Origin of the sequence: Bradyrhizobium sp. (assembly GCF_016462955.1) — a bacterium.
Taxonomy (GTDB): domain Bacteria; phylum Pseudomonadota; class Alphaproteobacteria; order Rhizobiales; family Xanthobacteraceae; genus Bradyrhizobium.
The window spans coordinates 9,796-15,909 of record NZ_JAEMSD010000037.1 but is presented as its reverse complement, the minus strand read 5'-3'; the positions used below and the strand labels follow the sequence as shown (position 1 = coordinate 15,909).

Below are 6,114 nucleotides of genomic sequence, written 5' to 3'. Positions count from 1 at the left end.
CTTCACCGCCGATCAGATGGAGACGGCAGCGAACGTCAACGCCTGGCGGGAGGCCGTGGCCACGCTGTTCGAGGTCGACGAGCTCGCCGCCGGCGAGCCGGGTCCATTTCGCGCCGACATCAGTTCCTTCGCCATGGGGCCGGTGCTGATCGGGCTGAGCCGTGCCAGCGGCCAGCGCTTTCGCCGGACGGCTGAAACAATCGCGCGCAGCGGCGTCGACCACGTCATCCTCCAGCTCTATTTGAAGGGCGGTTTTAACGGCGTCGCCGGGGACCGGCCGGTGCAGGTGCGCGCCGGCGACATCTGCCTGTTCGACCTCGCCCAGACCCTGGAGACCAGGGCGACGGCGTTCGAGAATGTCACGCTGGTCGTGCCACGCCCGATGTTCGGCGCTCATCTATTGAGAGTCGACGATCTGCACGGCCTCGTGCTGCCGGGCAGCAGCGTGATCGCGAGGCTCCTCGCCGGACACCTCCGTGCCCTGTTCGAATTCGCGCCGCGCATGACGCTCGACGAATGCCAGTCCGTGGTCGAAGGCACGGTGTCGCTGCTGGCCGCGTGCCTGCGCAACGAACTCGAGCGCGTCGAGGCCGGTTTCGACCATTCCGTCGCGGCGAGCCCGTCGCTGATGCGGATCCGCCAATACATCGAAGCCGATCTCGGCAGCGGCGACCTGTCGGCCAATTCGATCGCCGCGCATTTCGGCCTGTCGCGGGCCTCGCTGTACCGGCTGTTCGCGCCGGTCGGCGGCATCGCCGACTACATCCGCAGCCGCCGCCTGCACCGTGCCTTCTTCGACCTCGCCAATTCGGATGCGCGGAGTCTGAGGATCAGCGAAGTCGCGCGGCGCTGGCAGCTCGGCACCGACGCGCATTTCACGCGGACCTTCAAGGCCGCCTACGGCATCACGCCGCGCGCAGCGCGCGAGGCCGCGCTGCTCGGTGTGCAGCGGGACACGGACGCAACGAACGGCGCGACGATCTCCCGCTGGATGCGCGAGATCGCGCCTCCGAGGGCGGATTGACCGCTACACGTCGCCGTAAGCCGCTTCGGCCGGACGCGTGGTGCGGCCGTATCCCATCAGCATGAACAACGCGCCGATGATCGAGAGGTTCTTCAGCGCATCGACCACCATCTTCGCATTGTCGGGCGACGCCTGATTCCAGAAGTCATCGAACAGCACGGTCGCAACCGCGAGATAGATGATCATCAGCATCGCGAAGAACCGCGCGCCGAAATTCAGCGCGATCATCAGCCCGGCGATGACCTCGAGCCCGCCGACCGCGATCGCCAGCAGCTGCGGCGTGGTCATGGCGGTCGCGGTCTCCACCTGTTGGGCGTAAGGCGCGACGACATCGGGCACCACGACCTTGGTGGCGATGAAGTCGGCCGTCGCCTGGAGGGCAAAGAGCTTGGTCGCGCCCGTGTAGACGAACAGCACGGCAAATAGGATTCGCCCGAAAGTCACGAACGCTGGCATGATCAGCCTCTTGGCAAGCGCAAAGCACGGAACGCGTGAGCGGATTATGATGAGTCGTGCGCCGGTTTACAAACGGGGAATGGCGAACTGTCGGGAATTCAAAGGTTGGCGGCATGTTATTCGCCCGACTCCCTAGCGGAATCGAACGAGAGCGTGTTTGACCGCAACTCTTTCGGCGTCATGGCCGGGCTTGACCCGGCCATCCACGCCTTGCCGCACGGAACATAGAACGTGGATGCCCGGGTCAAGCCCGGGCATGACGAGTTTGTGGCGCGAACGTCACGACGACATCGAGCGAGCGCGAAGCAACTACGTAAACAGCGTCGGATGCTGCCGCGCAGCGCGCTCCTGGGCTTCCACCACCGCGACCGCCGTCATGTTGAGGATTCCCCGCGCCGTCACCGAGGGGGTGAGGATGTGCGCCGGACGCGCCGGGCCGACCAGGATCGGGCCGACGGGCAGCGCGTCCGCCAGCGACTTGATCATCTGATAGGCGACGTTGGCAGTGTCTAGCGTCGGCATGATCAGGATGTTGGCCTCGCCCTCCAGCTTGGAATGCGGCAACACCAGCTTCCGCGCAGTGGCGGAGAGCGCGGTGTCGCCCTGCATCTCGCCGTCGGCCTCGATCTCCGGATGCTTGTCCTTCAGCAGCTGGGTCGCCAGCCGCATCTTGCGCGAGGAGTCGGTGTCGTAGCTGCCGAAATCCGAATGCGAGACGAAGGCGATCTTCGGCTTGATGTTGAAGCGCTGGACGTGGACCGCGGCGAGCGAGGCGATCTCGGCGAGCTCTGCCGCGCTCGGATTGGGCCGCACCTGCGTGTCGGCGATGAAGAAGGCGCCCTTGCTGGTGATCATAAGCGCCAGCGCCGCATAGTCGCTGATGCCCGGGCAGAAACCGACGATCTCGCGAACATGGCGCAGATGGCTCATGTAGCGGCCCTCGACGCCGCACAGCATGGCATCCGCCTCGCCGCGCATCACCGCGAGCGCGGCGATCACCGTGTTGTTGGTGCGGACCACGGTGCGGGCCGCATCCGGCGTCACGCCGCGGCGGCCGGCGACCTCGACATAGGACTGCACATAAGAGCGATAGCGCGGATCGTCCTCGGGATTGACGAGGTCGAAATCCTTGCCCGCCTTGATCGACAGGCCGAAACGCTTGATGCGCGCCTCGACCACCGAGGGACGGCCGACCAGAATGGGGCGCGCCAGCTTTTCCTCCAGCACGACCTGGGTGGCGCGCAGCACGCGCTCGTCTTCGCCCTCGGCATAGATCACGCGCATCGGCTGGGTCTTGGCCTTGGCGAACACTGGCTTCATGACGAGGCCGGACCGGAAGGCGAAGCGCTCGAGCAGCGCGGTGTATTCGTCGAAATTGGTGATGGGACGCGTCGCGACGCCAGACTCCATCGCCGCCTTCGCCACCGCCGGCGCGATGCGGAGGATCAACCTCGGATCAAACGGGCTCGGGATCAGCGAGCCGGGGCCGAACCCTTGCGTCTCGCCGGTGTCGAAACCTTGCGCGACGGCGTCCGACGGCGCCTCGCGTGCGAGCTGCGCGATGGCTTCGACCGCGGCGTGCTTCATCTCCTCGTTGATGGCGCTGGCGCCGACATCGAGGGCACCGCGGAAGATGAAGGGAAAGCACAGGACGTTGTTGACCTGGTTCGGATAGTCGGAGCGGCCGGTGCAGATCATGGCGTCGGGGCGCACTTTTCGCGCTTCTTCCGGCATGATCTCGGGCGTCGGATTGGCAAGCGCCATGATGAGCGGCTTCTCGCCCATCGCCTTGGCCATTTCGGGCTTGAGCACGCCCGGCGCCGAGAGCCCGATGAAGATGTCGGCGCCGCCGATGACGTCGGCCAGCGTGCGCTTGTCGGTCTTCTGCGCATAGACCGCCTTCCAGCGGTCCATCGAGGTGTTGCGGCCCTCGTGCACGAGGCCGTCGATGTCGCAGACCCAGATGTTCTTGCGCTGCGCGCCCATCGACACCAGCAGATTGAGCGTCGCGATGGCCGCAGCCCCTGCCCCGGACGCCACGATCTTGACCTCGGACAGCTTCTTGCCGTTCAGGCGGAGACCGTTGGTGATGGCGGCGGCAACAATGATCGCGGTGCCGTGCTGGTCATCGTGGAACACCGGGATCTTCATGCGCTCCTTCAGGCGCGCTTCGATCTCGAAGCATTCGGGTCCCCTGATGTCCTCCAGATTGATGCCGCCGAAGGTCGGCTCCAGCGCCGCCACCGTTTCGACGACGCGGTCGATGGTGTCGGCGGCGATCTCGATGTCGAACACGTCGATGCCGGCGAACTTCTTGAAGAGGACGGCCTTGCCCTCCATCACCGGCTTGGAGGCTAGCGGACCAATATTGCCGAGGCCGAGCACCGCGGTGCCGTTGGAGACGACGGCAACCAGATTGGCGCGTGTGGTCAGCGTGGCGGCTTCGGCCGGATTCTTGGCGATCTCGGTGCAGGCCGCGGCGACGCCCGGCGAATAGGCCAGCGCGAGGTCGCGCTGGTTGGCAAGCGGCTTGCTTGCCTGGATCTCCAACTTTCCAGGGCGCGGCAGACGATGGTAGGCGAGCGCCGCCTGGTGGAGATCATCAGAATAGGACGACATGCGGTGTCTCGCCTCGCGTTACCGGCCTCAAAATGCACGATCCGAAGCCGCGGTCCAAGCAGACCGTATTTCCGGCTCATGGAAGCCGGATGAAGCACGCCGGGCGCCCCGGTGGCAACATCGGATTGCGTCCCCGTCAACAGGGCGCGCAGTCAAATATTTGAAAACCATAGCTTTCCCTGGACCGCGCGGCGTTTCGCGAATATGGCAGGTTGCGCGGTGCAAAACGAGCAACTGGAGCTGGGAATGAAGCGAATCCTGATCGGCCTGATCGTGGCAGCCGTGCTCGCCGCCGGTGGATGGTTCGGCTTCAATCTCTACATCCAGCACCGGGCCAACAGCGAGGTCGAGGCGGTGTTCGCGCAGATGCGCTCGGGCGGCGGCAAGGCGAGCCATGGCAAGATCGCGTTCGAACTCGCGACCCGGACGCTGACGATCGAGGACATCGCAGTCGAGCCCGCCCAGCCGCCGCTCGCCAACCTCAAGGCCGCAAAGCTCACAGCCGTCGGTGTGCGCCTTCCGGATGAGGGCCATTTCGCGGCGGACAGCATTGAGGTGTCCGGTGTCGAGGTCGCGCTCACCTACACGGATCGGGCGAAGCTGAAAGCGAGCTACAAGATCCCGCAGATCACCGCACGCGACTTTGGCGGTCCCATCCGTGCAGCCGACGCGCCGCTGTCAGGCTCGATCCTCGACATGTACCGCTTCATGCTGGCGCAATACGCGACCGTTTCGGCGTCCTCGATCGCGGTACCGACGATTTCCGTCAATGTCGATGCGGGCAGCGGCAACGCCGGCAGCGGTGATTATGTCTATTCGGGTCTGTCGGTCCACAACGTCAACCGCGGCAAGGTCGAAACGGCAAAGACGGACCGTGTCACTTATTCGATCGACATGGCCCAGCCGGGCAAGCCCGCGAAAATGACCGGCGAGCTGTCAGGTCTCGCCGCCTACGATTTCGACGCAACCGCGGTGCGTGCTGCGCTCGATCAGCAAGGGACGAGCGACGACCAATTCCGCAGAATCTATCGGCGCGTCTCGGTCAACTCATATGTCGTGACGATGGCGCCGGGTGTGCGGGTGCAGATCGAGGGCATGGGCTTCGACGACATCGCGATCCGGCCGTCGAAATTCCGACCGGCCGAGATCATCGCGCTGGTGCCGGTCGATGGCTCGATCCCGACGCCGGCGCAATCACGAGGCATGATCGAGAAGGTGGCGGACTTCTTCGAGGGCTTCCAGATCGGCAAGGCCGAGATCGGCAGGCAAACGGTCGAGACGCCGCAAGGGACGGGACGGCTCAAGGCGGTCAAATACGATCAGGACAGGATTGCTCTGGAAGGCATCGACATGCCGCTGCCCCGGGGCCAATTCAAGATGGAGAGCTTCGCGCTGAAGTCATTCAGCGCGGCAAACCTGATGCGCTGGGCGGCAAGCCTTCGAACCCCCGGGCAGCCCCCTTCGCCCGACCAGATGCTGGGCCTGTTCCGCGTGCTCGAAGGCGCCGAGGTCAAGGGCATGGTTGTGCCCCACAATACCGCGCGGCAGCCCATCACCGTTGACACGATCAGTCTCAACTGGGGTCAATTGGTGGGATCGATCCCGAGCAAGGCCAATCTGGTCGTGAAGATGGTCACACCGACCGATCCCGCCACTCCGGCGCTGCAGCCGCTGATCATGGCGGGCGTGGACAAGCTCGCGATCGACCTCGATCTCGGCGCGGCCTGGACGGAATCGTCGGGCGCCTTCGCGCTGGCGCCGGCCACGCTCGATCTCGGCAACCTCGCCAAGGCGCAGGTCAGTCTTGCGCTTGCCAAGGTGCCGCGCGACCTCTTCACCACGACGGGCCGGTCGGAGGCCATGGATCAGTTGGCGCAGGTCGAGACCGGCGCAATCGAGCTGTCCTTGCGCGACCGCGGCGTGGTCGATCTGATCGTGGCTCAGTTCGCGCGCATGCAGAATGTCAGCCGTGACGCCGCGCGTAGCGCCATCGTCGAGATGATCCGGGCCCAGGG

Annotated in this window: 4 protein-coding genes; 2 read left to right on the top strand and 2 right to left on the bottom strand. The window is 65.2% G+C overall.

All coding sequences use genetic code 11. The features are described 5' to 3' along the window. Window positions 1–1,024 (top strand): helix-turn-helix domain-containing protein (locus JHD07_RS06625; RefSeq protein WP_291620265.1); only part of this gene is annotated, 1,024 nt, incomplete at its 5' end. A gap of 3 nt (window positions 1,025–1,027) precedes the next feature. Here JHD07_RS06625 and JHD07_RS06620 read toward each other — a convergent pair. Next, window positions 1,028–1,480 (bottom strand): DoxX family protein, encoded by a 453-nt coding sequence (locus JHD07_RS06620; RefSeq protein WP_291620263.1) that lies wholly within the window; start codon window positions 1,478–1,480, stop codon window positions 1,028–1,030. A gap of 309 nt (window positions 1,481–1,789) precedes the next feature. Beyond that, entirely contained in the window at window positions 1,790–4,099 is a 2,310-nt protein-coding gene (locus JHD07_RS06615) for an NADP-dependent malic enzyme (protein ID WP_291620261.1), read from the bottom strand. A 246-nt stretch (window positions 4,100–4,345) separates the two neighbouring features. Between JHD07_RS06615 and JHD07_RS06610 the strand changes: the two genes are divergently transcribed. Next, window positions 4,346–6,114 (top strand): hypothetical protein (locus JHD07_RS06610; protein ID WP_291620259.1); only part of this gene is annotated, 1,769 nt, incomplete at its 3' end.